We start from the raw sequence: 15,555 nt of genomic DNA on the forward strand, positions 1-15,555 counted from the left end.
CGTGGGGCGCTACGGCAGCTCGGGGCCCACGATGTCGTCGGCGTCGACGATCCGGTAGGCGTAGCCCTGCTCGGCGAGGAAGCGCTGACGGTGGGCGGCGTAGTCAGCGTCCAGGCTGTCGCGGGAGACCACGGAGTAGAAGTGCGCCTGGCCGCCGTCGGCCTTCGGGCGCAGCAGACGGCCGAGGCGCTGGGCCTCCTCCTGCCGGGATCCGAAGGTGCCGGACACCTGCACGGCGACGGACGCCTCGGGCAGGTCGATGGAGAAGTTGGCGACCTTCGACACCACGAGGGTCTGCAGTTCTCCGCGACGGAAGGCGTCGAAGAGCTTCTCGCGCTCCGCATTCCGCGTCGATCCCTGGATGACGGGCGCGTCGAGCTCGCGGCCCAGCTCCTCGAGCTGGTCGATGTAGGCGCCGATGATGAGCGTCTGCGACCCCTGATGCCGCTCCAGGATGGAGCGCACCACGCGGACCTTGGAATGGGCCGTCGAGCAGAGCTTGTACTTCAGCTCCGGCTCGGCGACGGCGTACTGCAGGCGTTCCTCGTCGGTCATCGTCACGCGGACCTCGATGCACTCCGCGGGAGCGATCCAGCCCTGCGCCTCGATGTCCTTCCATGGGGCGTCGTACCGCTTAGGGCCGATCAGGCTGAAGACGTCGCCCTCGCGGCCGTCCTCGCGGACCAGGGTGGCGGTGAGGCCGAGGCGTCGGCGCGACTGCAGGTCGGCGGTCATCCGGAAGACCGGGGCGGGCAGCAGATGCACCTCGTCGTAGATGATGAGGCCCCAGTCGCGGGAGTCGAAGAGGTCGAGGTTCTTGTAGACGCCCTTCGACTTGCGGGTCATCACCTGATAGGTGGCGATGGTGACCGGGCGGATCTCCTTGCGCTCACCGGAGTACTCGCCGATCTCCTCCTCGGTGAGGGTGGTGCGCGCGATCAGCTCGCGCTTCCACTGACGCCCGGCGACCGTGTTGGTGACCAGGATCAGCGTGGTGGCGGCGGCCTTGGCCATCGCGGCCGCACCGACCATCGTCTTCCCCGCACCGCACGGCAGCACGACGACGCCGGACCCGCCCGCCCAGAACGAGTCGGCCGCGAGCTCCTGGTAGTCGCGCAGCTCCCAGTCGTCCTGCTCCAGCGCGATCGGATGCGCCTCGCCGTCGACGTACCCGGCGAGATCCTCGGCGGGCCAGCCCACCTTCAGCAGGATCTGCTTCAGGCGACCGCGCTCGGACGGATGCACGACCACCGTGTCGTCGTCGATCCGCGCACCCAGCATCGGCGCGACCTTCTTGTGCCGGAGGATCTCCTCGAGCACGGCGCGGTCCAGACTCACCAGGGTGAGGCCGTGCGCGGGGCTCTTGACCAGTTGCAGCCGGCCGAAGCGGCCCATGGTGTCGACGATGTCCACCAGCAGCGGCTGCGGCACCGGGAACCGGGAGTGGGTGACCAGGGCGTCCACCACCTGCTCGGCGTCGTGCCCGGCGGCGCGCGCGTTCCACAGGGCCAGCGGCGTGACTCGATAGGTGTGGACGTGCTCGGGCGCGCGTTCCAGTTCGGCGAACGGCGCGATGGCCGCGCGGGCGGCGGCCGCCCCCGGATGGTCCACCTCCAGCAGGAGGGTCTTGTCCGATTGCACGATGAGCGGTCCGTCAGTCACCCGTCCATTGTCCAGGTCGGACGCGGTCGCGGCCAGTCAGCCCCGGCCGGAAGGCCCGCAGGTCACAGCACTTCGACGCGGGTGATGCGGTGGAGGGGGAAGTGGAGGCCCTCCACGCCGCCGTCCTCGTCGGCCACCAGCTGTCCGGCCGCCAGTGAACGCGCGTGCAGCACATGGCGGCTGGCCGAGCCCTGCGCGTCCACGTAGCCGATCCGCAGTCGTCGACCGGTTCGCAGCGCGAGCTGGATGAGCGCGGAGACGGTCTCGCCCGCGGCACCCGAGGCGGTCGCCGAGACCGGCCCGGCCGCGCGGTCGGCGGTCCGCATCCGTGAGACCACCGCGTGCGCCTGCCCGGGGCCGATGCCCGAGCGACGCGGTGTGGGACCGGCCCCGTGCGTGCGCGTCGGGACGCGGACGCCGCGACTGCGCAGGTCGATCAGAGCGCCCGACGAGTCCTCGCCTGCCGGCGCGAAACCCGCCTCGCGAAGGCGGTCCACCACTTCGCGGAACGGTGCGACGGAGACCGCGACCGTCGGTGCCAGCGCACGGAGGGAGAGGTCGGCGGCGGCCTCGCTCTGCAGCACCTCGGTCAGGGTCGCGGTGTCGTCGCACCGGATGAACGACGCGGCGACGCCCACGCGCAGGCGGCCGTGCCGTCGAGCGACGTCCTCGATCAGATAGGTCAGAGACTGGGGGACCGGCGTGTGCGAGTGCTCGGCGAGGAAGGCGCCGATCTCGGTGCTGCTCCGGCCGGTGTCGAGGGCGCGCCGCACGCTGTCCTCGGTGACGCGGTACATCGACGCGGCACCGCCGGACTCCAGGTCGGCCAGCAGCCGCAGCCGGTCGGCGGTGTCGGGCTGCAGGGGGCCGGGGACCATGACGGTGAGGTCGGCCTGCACCAGGAAGTAGTCGATCAGCTCCGGGAGGGCGGCCTCCATCGCTGCGAGGACGTCGGTCGGCGCCTCATCGTCGACGGGTGCGGCCAACAGCGCGCGGCCGGCGGTCGTGAGCGAACCGTGCGCCACGAGTCCGAGCTCGGTGGCCTCCCGGAGGGTCTCGGCCACCGTGTGCCGGGTCATGCGCCGCAACTGCCGCGGATGCCGCCAGCCGAGGGCCGCCACCAGGGCGTCGACCGATACCGGGTGCGCGGGTTCGGCGTCGAGCAGCGGGCTCAGGACGGCGCGGCGGGAGGCCGCGGCGGTCGCGTCGTAGAGCTCGGACGACAACGCCGCCAGGGTGTTGCCGTCGCGGTCGGTGCCGCCGATCTGCCAGGGGCGGCGGGGCAGCTGCAGCCAGGCGCGCGCCATGCCCAGCCAGCGCTGTTCCGTGGGGTGGTGCGCCCACGCGTCGACGGCGGTGGTGGGAGCGAAGACATCGTCGGCGGTGTAGTCGAGGTCCGAGAGGTCGGGGACGCCGCCGTCGAGCAGCCGTTGCCGCGCGAGGAGTTCGACGAGCAGTCCGACGCGGGGCACCGACAGCGCGGTGGTCTTCGCGAGCCGACGGAGCTCGCGGATGCCGAGGCCACCGGAGCGCAGCAGGGCGGCGGGCGCGGCGCCGAGCGCCTCGATCAGGTCGCCGGCGTGCCGGAGCAGTTCCAGCGCTTCACCGGCGCCCGCGGCGTCGACGGTGTCGGCGTCGAACCGCCCGGGGACGTCCGGATCGGTGAGGGCAGGCGGTCGTAGGGAGGCGGTGAGCAGCGGCGGCTGGTCGCGGAGGATCTGACCCACCTGCGGCGGCAGCTCGACGGTCTGCTCGTCGACCCGCGCCAGCAAGCCGAGAGAGATGAGAGTGGGCACCGGGGCCGACGGGTCGGCGTCCGGTGCGGCGTCGCGGCTGCGGCCGAGGGCGGGCCCTTGGGCGAGCGTCGCGAGCAGTTCACGGGGACGATCGCCTGCGCCGTCGACGCGGGCGCGGATCTCATCGGGTGTCAGGGAGGCCATCGGACCGAGCAGGTGGTTGGCGCGCCAGGGGAGCGCGGTGGGCAGGTGCGCGCCGCCCAACCAGTGCGTGTGCCTGCCGCGTTTGAGCGGTCCGGTGCCCCACAGGAGGCCCGCGGCGACGAGCGCGTCGAGGCGGGCGTCGACGTCCGCGCGGAGGGCGCGCTTGCCGAGGCGGGCGACCACCTCGTCGCGACCGATGGGACCGAGCAGTTCCTTGCGTTCACCGATCTCGGCGGCGGCATCGAGGAAGGTCTCGAGTACGGCGACGGAGAGCAGATCGAGGTTCTCGCCCGCCAGGGAGATCGACGCCGCGGACAGTGCACGAGCTGCGAGGACACCGGTGCCGCGGGGAGGAGGAGACGCGAGATCGGGCCGGGCGATCAGCAGGTCCGCGAGGGCGTCGTCGGACCGCGTGCTCAGGTCGTCGGCCAGACCGCGCAGCGGCAGGTCTGGGCTCATTCGGCCAACTTTACCGCTGGTGAGGCGGGCATGGCACAATGAGGCCGTGGCTAAGAAGACTGGATATGTGGACAACGGCTGGCCGACCGAGATCGGTGATCAGCACGCGGTGACCGAACTCGTCGCGCACCTCGCCGGAGCGCTTTCGCCGTTCGGCGACACCGAGTTCCCGAAGCCGGTGGACGACCTGCCTTACATTCACGCGAAGACCGTCGTCAACCGCTGATCTGAACGACGCTCTGACCGGCCGGACCGTGAGGTCCGGCCGGTTTTCGTGTCTATGGGGAGAGTCGGCGCGCGCGGAGACGAACTCTGCACCATGACCCGACCTCGCATACGCGAAGACCCCCGCCGGAGCGGGGGTCTTCGTCGTCAGATCAGAGTGCTCAGACTCAGAGGAGGTTGAGCAGGCCCTTGTTCTGGTTGTACAGCTTGAGCTGATCGGGGCTCAGGTTGAAGCCCGAGTTCTTCGCAGCGGTCCAGGCGTTCTTCACGGCCGGGTTCACGTTCTTGTTGTTGACCGCGTCGTCGACCTGGCTCTTGGCCTCATCGGAGGTCTTGGCGTCCGAGGTCTTCGGAGCCGGCGACTCCTGCTGCTTCGGAGCCAGCGGGTTGGCCGGAGCGGTCTTCGGCGCGGTGCGCTGGGTGGGGCCCGAGAGGACGCCGCCGCAGGTGGGCCATGCGCCGTTGCCCTGGGTCGCCAGGACGCGCTCGCCGATGGCGATCTGCTGCTCGCGGGTGGCCTGGTCGGCGCTCGGAGCGTACTGGGTGCCGCCGTGGGCCGCCCAGGTGCTCGGGCTGAACTGCAGGCCGCCCTGGTAGCCGTTGCCGGTGTTGATGGCCCAGTTGCCGCCGGACTCGCACTGTGCAACCTGGTTCCACTCGGCGTCCGTTGCGGCCGAAGCGTGGCCTGCGCCCAGGAGGGTGACTCCTGCGCCGCCGCCGATGATGCCGGCGGTGACTGCGATCTTGGCGAAAGTCTTGGTATTGGTCGTCTGCTTGGCGTGACGTCCGGACATAGAAGTTCTTTCCTCTCTCCACGCGCCTACGAGGTGAGCTGTCGGGTTCGAGCGAGAGGTGCTCGGCCCCGCTGGCATCACTGGATGTGACGCTGTCGGGACTTAACCCCAAGGCCGTTCGACGAGTCGATCGGCCGGTTCCTCAAGGGATGTTGGGTCCCCCGTCCTCGCTCCTGAAACTGCATTTGAGGTTGCTCCACCGGCGGAAGCGAGGCTGGGCGCGACCGGTGGAACAGTTCTTCGGGTGATCGCCGGGTCGACGACCGTCATGAACACTACGTCGTTCGAACGGCTGGGTCACCCGTTGCTTCAGACTCGGTTAACGCGCGGGTAGCACTGCGATTCGGACGAAATCACGTCGGCGCTGTTCAGGCCCATGACCCCCATCCCGTGTCCGGTTCGTTATCGATCTGTTATGTGAATAAGATCACACCGCAACTGAGACGTCGGCCACTCAAATCTGGGCGCGACGAGCCTCGAGCGCGCGGAAGCTGCTCGCGTGGAAGACCAGGGGGTCGACGGTGGGATCGCAGCGCAGCGACTCGATCGCCAGCAGCACGACGAAGTGGTCGCCCGCGGGGATCTCGGAGAACACCGTGCAGGCCAGGTGGGCCGTGGCGCCGGGAACGAAGACGGCACCAGACTCGTCGAAGATCGGATGGATGTCGGTGAACCGTTCCTCCGTCGGGCCCGCCAGGCGACGGCAGAGCTCGCCCTGGTGGGCGGCGAAGACGCTGACGCCGACGGTGCCGGGCGCCTTGAGGCTCGGCCACGTCGCCGAGCCGTTGCGCACGCACACCGACACCAGCGGCGGATCGAGCGAGACCGTGGTGAACGCGCTGGCCGACATGCCGATCGGCGCGCCGGCGTCGTCGCGGCGGCACACGGCCACCACTCCGGACGGGAAGCAGCTGAAGGCGCGTTTCAGCGCCGACTGGTCGGTGACCGGGCTCAGAGGGCGGTCCGCGCCCATCGAGGTGGTCATCGACTGCGCCGCCCGGACAGGAGCGCGGCGACCACTCCGACGAGCAGACTCACCGGGGCGCACATCGCGAGGATGTAGAGGATGGCGACCGGCGCGGTCCCGGACTGCCGGACCGCGGGGATCAGCAGCGCGAGAGCGGCGATCATGCCGAGTCCGAAGACGACGACCACCACCGGGAGCAAGCGGGAGGGCTTCTGGGTCTGCATGGCATCCACGGTAGTCGTGGCGCTACCATGAGCAGTAGCGCGCCTCTGCTCGGACTGCCATCGGGCCAGGCGCTTTTGTATGTGGCAGACGACCTCAGTTGAAGGTGATCGCGGTGCCGAGCGGCCGGGTGAAATGGTACGACTCCGAGAAGGGTTTCGGATTCCTGTCGCAGCCTGACGGAGAAGACGTCTACGTGCGCGCCAATGTGCTGCCCGAGGGCGTCTCCGAGTTGAAGGTCGGGCAGAAGGTGGAGTTCGACATGGCGGCCGGTCGACGCGGCCCGCAGGCGCTGCGCGTCTCCGTGCTGGAGCCCGCGCCGAGCGTCGCCCGCAACACTCGCGAAAATGCTCGCCGTGACCGCGACCGCGATGCGAAGCGGCCGTCGCCCGACGAGCTGCACGGCATGGTCGCCGACCTCATCACCCTGCTCGAGAGCAAGGTGCAGCCGGGCCTGCGCAACGGCCGCTACCCGGACCGCAAGACCGCACAGCTGATCTCCGAAGTGGTGCGCGGCGTGACCCGCGAGCTCGATCGCTGACACCGTTCAGGAACGTGGAACGCCCCCGCCGATCGTGAGGATCGGCGGGGGCGTTCCGCTGTGAGGGATCAGTCGCCCTGCGTGCCGTCGAGCGGAGTCTTGTTCGGGATGTCGAAGCCGACCGGCAGCGTTCGGACCGAGAAGACGCCGCGGAACGGGAAGTCGCCCTCGTCGGTGGCCTCCTTCTGACCCGGCGCGGGCAGCTGGACCGCCGAGACCACCGACACCTCGATGCCGATCAGCACTCGGTCCGGCGTGCTCTTCAAGACCTGGGTGGACTTCTCGTCGGGCAGGTGGATCCACTGGACGCGTTCCAGTCCGCGCGGAGTCGCGAACTCGGCCAGCAACGCCCACGGGCTGCTCGAGATCTCCTCGGGCACCGACACCCAGGTCTCGTCTCCGATGCGGACGGGGTGGTCGACGGTGCGAATGACGGGCGTGCCGTCGGCGTTCAACTGAAGGTTGCGGCAGTCGGTCAACTTCTCCGAGCACCAGAACGACGGCTCCACCTGCGCGAGGCCGTCCTCGGCGGTCAGCGCGACCGTCGGGAGCGGCTTCTCGTGACCGCGGACCAGCAGTGCCGTCGCACCGGCGATGATCACGAGCGCGGCGACCACCACCGCTCCGATGATCGCGAGGGCCTTCTTGTCTCCCGGTTGCAGCACGTCTGAACTCGTCTCTCCGTTGGGGCTATCCGCGCGGTCGCGGCTGAGTGGGCATCTGGATGGGCATGGTGGGTGAGGCGTGGTCGGGGCGGCGACCGCCGACACCCGGAACCAGGGTGGCACCGCGACTGGTCAGGACGGTCTGCGCCAGACCGATGCCGAGCAGCACGGTCACGACGGTGAAGCCGATCCACAGTTCGGTGGGCAGCAGGACGCCGAGTGCCGCACCGAGCACCCAGCACAGCTGTAGAACGGTCTCCGAGATCCCGAAGGCCGAGGCGCGGGATTCGTCGGGGAGATCGTCCTGGATGCTCGAATCCATGCAGACCTTCGCGATGGCGCTGGTCGCGGAGCCGATGAACGCGGCGATCACCATGAACAGCAGCTGGCCGAACAGAGCGGCCAGGAGTGCACCGACGAAGGTCGCGGCGGTGGACAAAACGATGATCCGCGTCGGATGCTTCAACTCGATGCGGGTGCCGACGCCGTTACCGAGCGCGTTGCCGACACCGGCGGCGGCACCGACCGCGCCCAGCAGCAGGAGCTGCGCCCAGCCGGAGCTGTCGTCGGTCTGCTGCGCCTTCGCGTAGAACGCGGCGTACAGGGTCATGAAGCCGGTGAGGATGCGGATGGTGCCGTTGCCCCACAGCCCGGTCACGACGGCCTTGCCGAGTGGCTGACGCATCTTGGCGGCCAACCGCTTGGGCAGACTCTGCCCCGACGGCGCGACGGTCTCGGTGTCGGGTCCGCCACGGTAGGTGATGGTGGTCGGGACCTCGCCCTCGGTGACCTCCACCCACGACGGGATCCGCATGCAGTAGAAGGCGCCGACACCGGCTGCAAGCACCAGGAACACCATGGCCCCGGGGAAGTGCAGGCCCTTGCCGAGCGCCAATTCCAGGGCGCCGGCGATGCCGCCGCCGACGATGGTGCCGGCGAGCAGGCCGAACGTGGTGAGGCGGGAGTTGACGCGGACCAGGTCGATCGAGGGCGGCAGCACGCGCGGCGCGACAGCCGATTTGAGGACGCCGAAGGATTTCGACAGCACCATCAGACCCAGCGCGCACGGGTACAGCACGTACGGCGAGTACTCGATCTGCTGGGTGTCGGCGTTGAAGTCGAAGTTGACGATGATCAGCAGGCCCAGCACGGCGCGCAGGGCGAAGGTGCTCGCCATCGCGATGCGCCGGCCGTTCTGCAGTTTGTCGAGCAGCGGACCGATGAGCGGTGCGATCAGCGCGAACGGTGCGATCGTCAAGGCGAGGTACAGCCCGACGCTGACCTTGGAGTCGGCGGTGGCGGCCGCGAAGAACAGGGTGTTCGCGAGGGCGACGGCCATGGCGGCGTCGACCGTGTTGTTCGCGATCACCGGCAGCGTCAGGGCGGTGAGCCCCGACCGGTCGGCGCCGTCGGCGATGGCTGCGCGATGGACCATCTTGACGCCGCGCTCGGTGAAGTACTTGGACCGGCGCGCCATCACGCGCACCACCGTCACCTTCTCCGGCGGCACGTACTCCGCGTCCGGAACCCGCTGATCGCCGCTCGGCGCGTCGATCCGGGTGGTCGGCTCCTCGAGCGGATCGTGCTGCGGATCGAGCGGCGGCAGATGCGGATTGTGGGTGCGCGGCGGCAGATAGCCGTTGCTCGCCGGTCGCTGCCGGGGATCGAACGGCCGTGTGGGGACACGTGGGCGCGGGTCGGCGGGGTAGTTCGCCTGACCGGGGTGCGGCGCAGGGCGCCGCGGTCGGCGCGGAGGCTGCTGCCGACCGCCGTCGCTGGGACGGCCGCTACCGGGTGGACGAGGATTCACGACATCAATTGTTCCCTATCGCACCGACAGAGATCGGATGAGGCGCGCACCGAGGATTCGTCTGGACGACGAACCGACCCCAAAACCATCGATAATGGTCCCTGACGTGCATTCCGGGCGGCCGCTATTGCACACTGGAAGGGTGAGTGTTGCAATCGACAGCGGTGCCCCGGCGAACAGTGCGCTGGTGGATGCCGTCGACTTCGCGCGTGACGCGCTGGTCGCCGACGGCGAGGTTCCAGGTGAGCATCTGGGCGCCCGTGCTGAAGGCGACTATGCCGCCACCCACTACTTCGCCGCGCAGGTTCCCGGCTATCGGGGCTGGCAGTGGTGCGTCGTCGTGGCGGGTGCGCCGGACTCGGCCGGCTTGACCGTCAGCGAGACGGTGCTGCTCCCCGGAGACGACGCCCTCCTCGCGCCGCAATGGGTGCCGTGGGTGGACCGCGTTGCCCCCGGCGACCTGGGGCCCGGCGACATGCTCGCCGCCCCCGAGGACGATCCGCGACTGGTCTCGGGTCAGATCGACACCCTCGATGTGGACCCGGTCGACCGCGACCAGGTGGGCCAGGTGGCTGCCGAAATCGGCCTGGGACGCAAGCGACTCCTCTCCTTCGACGGCCGCGCCGACGCCGCGCAGCGCTGGTACGACGGCGAATACGGGCCCGCCTCGCCGATGGCGCGCAACGCCCGGCACTCGTGCGGCACCTGCGGCTTCTACCTGCCGATCGCCGGTGCCCTGCACGGCGCGTTCGGCGTGTGCGCCAACGAGTTGGCCGCTGACGGTCGTGCCGTCTCCGCCGACTACGGCTGCGGCGCCCACTCCGACGTCCGCGTGGCGGGCGGCGAAGGCAGCCCCGCGTACGACGCCTACGACGACGGCGCCGTCGAGGTCGTGACGATCGTGAAGCCCGCCGACGCGTCGTCGTCGGCAGCCGATGCCCCCGCAGAAGGCTGACCTGCCCGATCCCTTCGGCACCGCCGCCCTCCGCGCGGCGACGCTCGACGGCTGGATCGCGTCGCCGACCCGGCTCGCCGAGGACGCCGCCGCGGAAGCGGAACTCCGCGAGATCGGCTACCGCGACCGACTGTTCACCGAACTCTGCGCCAACGCCGCCGATGCGGCCAGTGCCGCCGGGATCGTCGGACACGTGGCGATCTGTGCCGACGGGGCCGCCGTCCGCGTCGCGAACACCGGCGCCCCGCTGACCGCCGACGGCGTCCGCTCCCTGACCGCGCTGCGCGTCTCCCCGAAACGCGCCGACCCGGAGACCGGCACCGTCGGCCGCTTCGGCATGGGGTTCCGCGCCACCTCCCTGGCCTCCCGCGTCGTCGTGGCCTCGCGCAGCGGCTCCATCGAGTTCGACGCGGCCCGGTCCCGCGCGGCCGTCGCCGAGCGTCTGCCCAGCGCCGCGACCGTCCCCGCGCAACGGCTCGCGTGGCCGTCGTCCGCGGTTCCCGCCGACGGCTACGACACCGAGGTGACCCTCGACGTCGCCGACTCGGACGTCGCGGCCGCCCTCGTCGCCGAGGCCGCCGAGCAGGCCCCCGACCTGCTGCTGGAACTGGAATCGATCGACCGCATCGAGGTGGACGGCCGGGCCTTCGCCCGCCGCGTCGACGGTGACGAGGTGATCGTGACCGCCGACGGCGCGGAGTGCGCGCGCTGGCTGCAGGCCCGATCGGCGACCACCCGCTGGCTGGTTCCGCTCCGTGACGGACGAGTGCTCCCGCTGGAGCGCGATGTTCTGCGCAGCCCCACCGCCACCGACATCGAGACCACCCTGCCCGCGCGGCTCATCGCCCGGCTGCCGCTGACGCCCGATCGCCGCGAACTGCACCCCGCGGCCGACGTCGCCGCGGCCGCTGACGGCTACCCGGAACTCGTCGCCCTGGTGCCCGACGACCAGAAGCAGGCGCTGATCCCCGCGCCGGCCCTCGCCGCGGGCCGCGTGGACGCCCTGCTCCGCGATGCCGTCCGCGACCGGCTCGCCGCGGCGCAGTGGGTGCCGTCAGCGACGGGGGAGGCGCTTGCACCGACGCGCACCTGGGTGTTCCCTGGTCTCACCCCGGACCTCGGCGCGATCCTCGGCGACCTTCTGGAACCCCTCGCGCACCCCGACGTCAGCGACCGGGTGACGGCATCGCTGCTGGTGGGACTCGGTGCCCGGCAGCTCGGTCTGGCCGACCTCGCGGAACTGCTCGCGGGAACCGAGAAGCCGCCTTCGTGGTGGGCCGACCTCTACGCGGCCCTGGAGGGCGCCGTCGTCGACAGCCGCGATGCGGAGGAACTCGGAACCCTGCCGGTCCCGCGCGCCGACGGCCGCATGCACGTCGGCGCCCGCGGCCTGTTCTTGATCGAGGGGCTCGACGCGGTCGACGACCCGCCCGCCCCGACCTGGGTGCCGACTCTCGCCCCCGCCGCCTACAGTCCGCTGCTCGACCGGCTCGGCCTGACCCGCATCACGCCGAGCGAGGCCCTCGACCATCCCGGACTCCTCGGTGAACTGGAGGCCGCCGACGACCACCGCGACCTCGCCGACATCGTCCTGCGCCTGCTGTCGCTGCCCGACGCCGCACCGGCGCCGTCGTCACTCGGTGTCCTGGAACTGCGCGGCACCGACGGCGACGACTGGCCCGCCGACGAACTCCTGCTGCCCGACAGCCCGCTCGCCGCGTCCTGGTCGACGATTCGCCCTTCGGCACCGTCGCCGCAGAGGTCGTCGACCGGTACGGCACCGACGCGCTCCGTCGGCTCGGCGTCGGTTGGGGCTTCTCGGTGGTGCACGACCCGGCGCCCGTCGCACCCGACCACGACCTGCCCGACGAGGACGCCTGGTGGGACTCCCACGAGGTCCCGCCCGACGAGCTCACCGCGATCCGCGATCTCGACCTCGTCGACCCGGACCGCTGGCCTGCCGCCCTGACGCTGCTGGCGACCGACGAATCCACCGCACCGCTCCTCGCCGGCGGATACACCCGCTGGTGGCTGCGGCGTTACGCCGAGATCGACGGCGTCCCGCTGCGGCAGCACCGCGCCGTCGACGACCCGGCCCTCCGCGGTCTCTTCGACGCTGTCGAGGGTCCCGACGCAGCCGTCCCACTGCTCGCCGGTGCGACTCCCGACGACGCCGAGGACGCTGAAGCCTGGCTGGCCGCCCTCGCCGACGATCGCCGCGACATCGCGCCCGGTGTCGCCGCCCGCGCCCACGCCGCCCTGCTCGCCGGCCTGCGCGGGGGACTGTTCACCGTCGCCGACGTGACGCCGCCGGACCGCGCACGGACCCTGACCGGCGGCACCACCGCTGATCCGATCGTCGTCGACGCCCCGTGGTGGACGTCCGTGCTGCCCGCCGACGCCGCGGTTGTGCCCGGTCTGCCCCCGACTCCCGCCGACGCGGCGCTGCTGGCCGACCTGCTGGATGCGACCACCGCCGCCGACCGCTACCACGCGCTGCCCGACCCCGACGGCGATCCCGCGGACCCGGATGCCCGCGACGCCGTCGCGCTCCTGGCCGCGACCGGACTCGTGGCACCGCGGGAGATCCGGCTGCACGACGACCTGCACGTCACCCTCACCGACGGCGACACCTCGACGCGCCATCGGGTTCCGCTGTGGGTCGCCGCCGACGGCACCGTCCACCTGACCCGCCGCGACCGCCGCTGACGGTACGGTGAAGTGCGCGGCGAAACGGATCCGCGCCGACGGACCTTCGGGTGGGAGGGCAGGCAGTGCAGCAGTTCCCGATCGACGATCGCATCACCGACTGGGTGGTCGAGTCACGACACGAACCGCTGACCTCCGTCATGCACATGGTGACCGCCATGGGCGACACCCTGCCGCTCACCCTCGTCGTGATCGGCGTCTTCGTGGTCGCCTGGCTCTCGAACCGCATCGACCTCGCCTCGATGATCGTCGTCGGCAGCCTCAGCGGCTACATCCTGATGATGATCCTGAAACTGCTGTTCTCCCGCGACCGGCCGCCGGTGGAGGACCGGCTGATCGACGTCGGCGGAGCCGCCTTTCCCTCGGGGCACGCCATGCTCAGCACCGTCGTGTACGGGTTGACGGCGGTCGTCGCCTTCCGCGTGTTCCCCCGTGTCCGGGAACGGGCGGTGGCACTGGTCTGGCTGCCGATCCTGGTCCTGCTGATCGGCGTCAGCCGCGTGTACCTGGGCGTGCACTGGGCGTCGGACGTGCTGTTCGGCTGGCTGTTCGGCCTCATCTGGCTCGCGGTCTGCCTGTTCGGACACGCGCAGATCGTCCGTAGACCGGCACTGCTGCGGATGGGGACCAAACACGCGACGGGTCGACCCGGGCAGCCGAGCAGCCCCGCGGATCAGGGGACGTCGAGCCCTTCCTGAGCGCCGCGCGAGCCACGGCGGACCGCGGCCTTCTGCACCAGCACGATGGTGGTGCCGAGGACCCCGACGCCCAACCCGACCAGGCAGATCGTGAGGGCGCTGTCGGGGCCGACGTCGGTGAGCCAGACGATGAGGGTGGCCGCCGCCCAGATCAGCATTCCGATGACGATGACCGGTTCGGGCGCCCGGAGTTTTGCGGGGAGCTCGGGGATCTGGGACACGTCAGGCATGCGTACAGGGTAGCTTTCGCTGGGGTGGCGCATCGTCGTCGGCGGCGTCGCGCAACAATTGTTCTCGACTTCTGACAGGCGAAAGCGAAGGACTTGCCGATGACCGACCCGGTCGACACCGATTCGCAGGAGGCGAGCAGCCCCGAACCGACTCCGATCAGCGAGGAGTCGTCGAGCAGCGGCGGAGTGCTGGACAGGTACTTCAAGCTGAAGGAGCGGCGGACGTCCGTCGGCCGCGAGGTGCGCGGCGGACTGGTCACCTTCTTCACGATGGCGTACATCGTCGTCCTGACCCCGATCATCATCGGCGGCGTTCCCGGCGAGCCGATGAACGCCGACAAGTTCGGCGACGTGCTGCCGATGCTGCAGGTCTCCGCGGTGGTCGCGCTGGTCGCCGGCGTCATGTCGATCGTCTTCGGCATGGTCGCCAATTATCCGTTCGGCATCGCCGCGGGCCTCGGCATCAGCAGCCTGCTGGCCGTGACGATCGCGCCGCAGATGTCGTGGCCGCAGGCCATGGGCCTGGTGATCGTCAACGGCATCATCATCGTCCTGCTCGGTCTCACCGGCGTGCGCACCGCCGTCTTCAACGCAGTCCCGCCGGAACTGAAGTCGGCGATCGCCGCAGGCATCGGTGCGTTCATCGCCTTCATCGGGCTGATCAACGCCGGTTTCGTCACCAAGCCCGCCGCCGCGGGCGCCCCGCCTGTGCAGCTCGGCGACGACGGCTCCATCGCGACCGTCCCCACCCTGATCTTCGTCATCGGCGTCCTGCTGATGGGTGTGCTCGTGGTGAAGAAGGTGCCCGGCGGTCTGCTGCTCGGCATCGTCGTCATGACCGTCGTCTCGATCATCGTCGAGAGCATCATGCACCTGGGCAAGGCGTCCGACGGCCACGGCGGCTGGGCCATGAACATCCCGCAGCTGCCCGACGGCGTCGGTGGCCTCCCCGACCTCAGCCTGGTCGGCAAGGTGGACGTGTTCGGCGCCTTCACCTCTGATGGCGTCGGCGTCCTGATCGCCTCGATCTTCGTCTTCACGCTGCTGCTGTCGAACTTCTTCGACGCCATGGGCACCATGACCGGCCTCGGCAAGGAGGGCGGCCTCACCGACGAGCAGGGCAACCTGCCGGGCATCGGCCGCGCACTGGTCGTGGAGGGCACCGGCGCCATCGTCGGCGGTGCGGCCGCCTCGTCGTCGGCCACCGTGCTCGTCGAGTCGTCGGCCGGCATCGCCGAGGGTGCGCGCACCGGTCTGGCGAACATCGTCACCGGCGTCCTGTTCCTGGCCGCCATGTTCTTCACCCCGCTCTACAGCGTGGTGCCGATGGAGGCCGTCTCACCCGCCCTGGTGATCGTCGGTGCATTGATGATGGGCCAGATCCGCGACATCGACTTCAGCAAGTTCGAGTTCGCGCTCCCGTCGTTCCTCACCATCGTCGCGATGCCGTTCACGTACTCCATCGCCAACGGCATCGGCGTCGGCTTCATCAGCTGGGCCGTCATGGCCGTGGCCCGGGGCGACCGCAAGAGCATGCACCCGCTGCTGTTCATCGTCGCGGCCCTGTTCATCGCCTACTTCGCGCGAGGACCGATCTCGAACCTGGTGGGGTAGCGACCCGGCGAGACTCCCCCGGTCTCGACCGACCCCTCGGCCTTCGGCCTCGGAAGTCGGCTCG

At 70.5% G+C, this 15,555-nt stretch carries 14 protein-coding genes and 1 riboswitch; of the genes, 6 read left to right on the forward strand and 8 right to left on the reverse strand.

Annotated elements, in window-relative coordinates; translation table 11 throughout:
• Positions 1-9: 9 nt before the first annotated feature.
• Together ACH46_RS03810 and ACH46_RS03815 are read right to left on the reverse strand one after the other, a co-directional pair.
• The gene (locus ACH46_RS03810) at positions 10-1,662 is read right to left on the reverse strand and encodes a DNA repair helicase XPB (RefSeq protein WP_062391754.1); all 1,653 of its coding nucleotides are present in this window, start codon (positions 1,660-1,662) and stop codon (positions 10-12) included.
• Between the two features lie 62 nt (positions 1,663-1,724).
• Positions 1,725-4,061, reverse strand: a complete 2,337-nt coding sequence (locus ACH46_RS03815) for a helicase-associated domain-containing protein (protein ID WP_062391755.1) — start codon at positions 4,059-4,061, stop codon at positions 1,725-1,727.
• 46 nt (positions 4,062-4,107) lie between these two features.
• Here ACH46_RS03815 and ACH46_RS03820 point away from each other — a divergent pair, with 46 nt between their 5' ends.
• Positions 4,108-4,287, forward strand: a complete 180-nt coding sequence (locus tag ACH46_RS03820) for a hypothetical protein (protein WP_120298690.1) — start codon at positions 4,108-4,110, stop codon at positions 4,285-4,287.
• 166 nt (positions 4,288-4,453) lie between these two features.
• On the opposite strand, the gene ACH46_RS03825 is transcribed toward ACH46_RS03820, so the two are convergent.
• The 3 genes from ACH46_RS03825 to ACH46_RS03835 all read right to left on the reverse strand — a co-directional run bounded on the left by ACH46_RS03825 (position 4,454) and on the right by ACH46_RS03835 (position 6,271).
• Positions 4,454-5,080: a transglycosylase family protein gene (locus ACH46_RS03825; RefSeq protein WP_062391756.1), complete on the reverse strand. Its 627-nt coding sequence runs from the start codon at positions 5,078-5,080 to the stop codon at positions 4,454-4,456.
• A 7-nt stretch (positions 5,081-5,087) separates the two neighbouring features.
• A riboswitch (cyclic di-AMP (ydaO/yuaA leader) is annotated at positions 5,088-5,274 on the reverse strand.
• Positions 5,275-5,534: 260 nt separating this feature from the next.
• Positions 5,535-6,065: a flavin reductase family protein gene (locus ACH46_RS03830; protein WP_062391757.1), complete on the reverse strand. Its 531-nt coding sequence runs from the start codon at positions 6,063-6,065 to the stop codon at positions 5,535-5,537.
• Positions 6,062-6,271: a hypothetical protein gene (locus ACH46_RS03835; RefSeq protein ID WP_062391758.1), complete on the reverse strand. Its 210-nt coding sequence runs from the start codon at positions 6,269-6,271 to the stop codon at positions 6,062-6,064. The genes ACH46_RS03830 and ACH46_RS03835 overlap by 4 nt, the downstream gene beginning before the upstream one ends.
• Before the next feature lie 113 nt (positions 6,272-6,384).
• Between ACH46_RS03835 and ACH46_RS03840 the strand changes: the two genes are divergently transcribed.
• Complete coding sequence (locus ACH46_RS03840) at positions 6,385-6,810, forward strand: cold-shock protein (protein ID WP_062394937.1); 426 nt, start codon at positions 6,385-6,387, stop codon at positions 6,808-6,810.
• A 68-nt stretch (positions 6,811-6,878) separates the two neighbouring features.
• Here the strand turns inward: ACH46_RS03840 and ACH46_RS03845 are convergent, their stop codons facing one another.
• A complete protein-coding gene (locus tag ACH46_RS03845) occupies positions 6,879-7,475 on the reverse strand; it encodes a DUF2771 family protein (RefSeq protein ID WP_062391759.1) in 597 nt (198 codons plus the stop codon).
• Between the two features lie 25 nt (positions 7,476-7,500).
• A complete protein-coding gene (locus ACH46_RS03850) occupies positions 7,501-9,285 on the reverse strand; it encodes an MFS transporter (protein WP_062391760.1) in 1,785 nt (594 codons plus the stop codon).
• A gap of 94 nt (positions 9,286-9,379) precedes the next feature.
• Here ACH46_RS03850 and ACH46_RS03855 point away from each other — a divergent pair, with 94 nt between their 5' ends.
• The 3 genes from ACH46_RS03855 (at position 9,380) to ACH46_RS03865 (ending at position 13,647) form a co-directional block, all read left to right on the forward strand.
• Positions 9,380-10,240: a DUF3027 domain-containing protein gene (locus ACH46_RS03855; protein ID WP_082399376.1), complete on the forward strand. Its 861-nt coding sequence runs from the start codon at positions 9,380-9,382 to the stop codon at positions 10,238-10,240.
• Positions 10,221-12,209, forward strand: coding sequence for a sacsin N-terminal ATP-binding-like domain-containing protein (locus tag ACH46_RS03860; protein WP_335334158.1), 1,989 nt, complete (start codon positions 10,221-10,223; stop codon positions 12,207-12,209). The genes ACH46_RS03855 and ACH46_RS03860 overlap by 20 nt, the downstream gene beginning before the upstream one ends.
• A 790-nt stretch (positions 12,210-12,999) precedes the next feature.
• Positions 13,000-13,647: a phosphatase PAP2 family protein gene (locus ACH46_RS03865; protein WP_226995754.1), complete on the forward strand. Its 648-nt coding sequence runs from the start codon at positions 13,000-13,002 to the stop codon at positions 13,645-13,647.
• On the opposite strand, the gene ACH46_RS03870 is transcribed toward ACH46_RS03865, so the two are convergent.
• Positions 13,623-13,877, reverse strand: coding sequence for a DUF2530 domain-containing protein (locus tag ACH46_RS03870; RefSeq protein ID WP_062391763.1), 255 nt, complete (start codon positions 13,875-13,877; stop codon positions 13,623-13,625). The two genes, ACH46_RS03865 and ACH46_RS03870, sit on opposite strands and share 25 nt — an antisense overlap.
• A 99-nt stretch (positions 13,878-13,976) precedes the next feature.
• Here ACH46_RS03870 and ACH46_RS03875 point away from each other — a divergent pair, with 99 nt between their 5' ends.
• Positions 13,977-15,491, forward strand: coding sequence for an NCS2 family permease (locus ACH46_RS03875; RefSeq protein WP_062391764.1), 1,515 nt, complete (start codon positions 13,977-13,979; stop codon positions 15,489-15,491).
• Positions 15,492-15,555 lie beyond the last annotated feature (64 nt).

The sequence above is a fragment of the Gordonia phthalatica genome, from assembly GCF_001305675.1.
Lineage (GTDB): Bacteria > Actinomycetota > Actinomycetes > Mycobacteriales > Mycobacteriaceae > Gordonia > Gordonia phthalatica.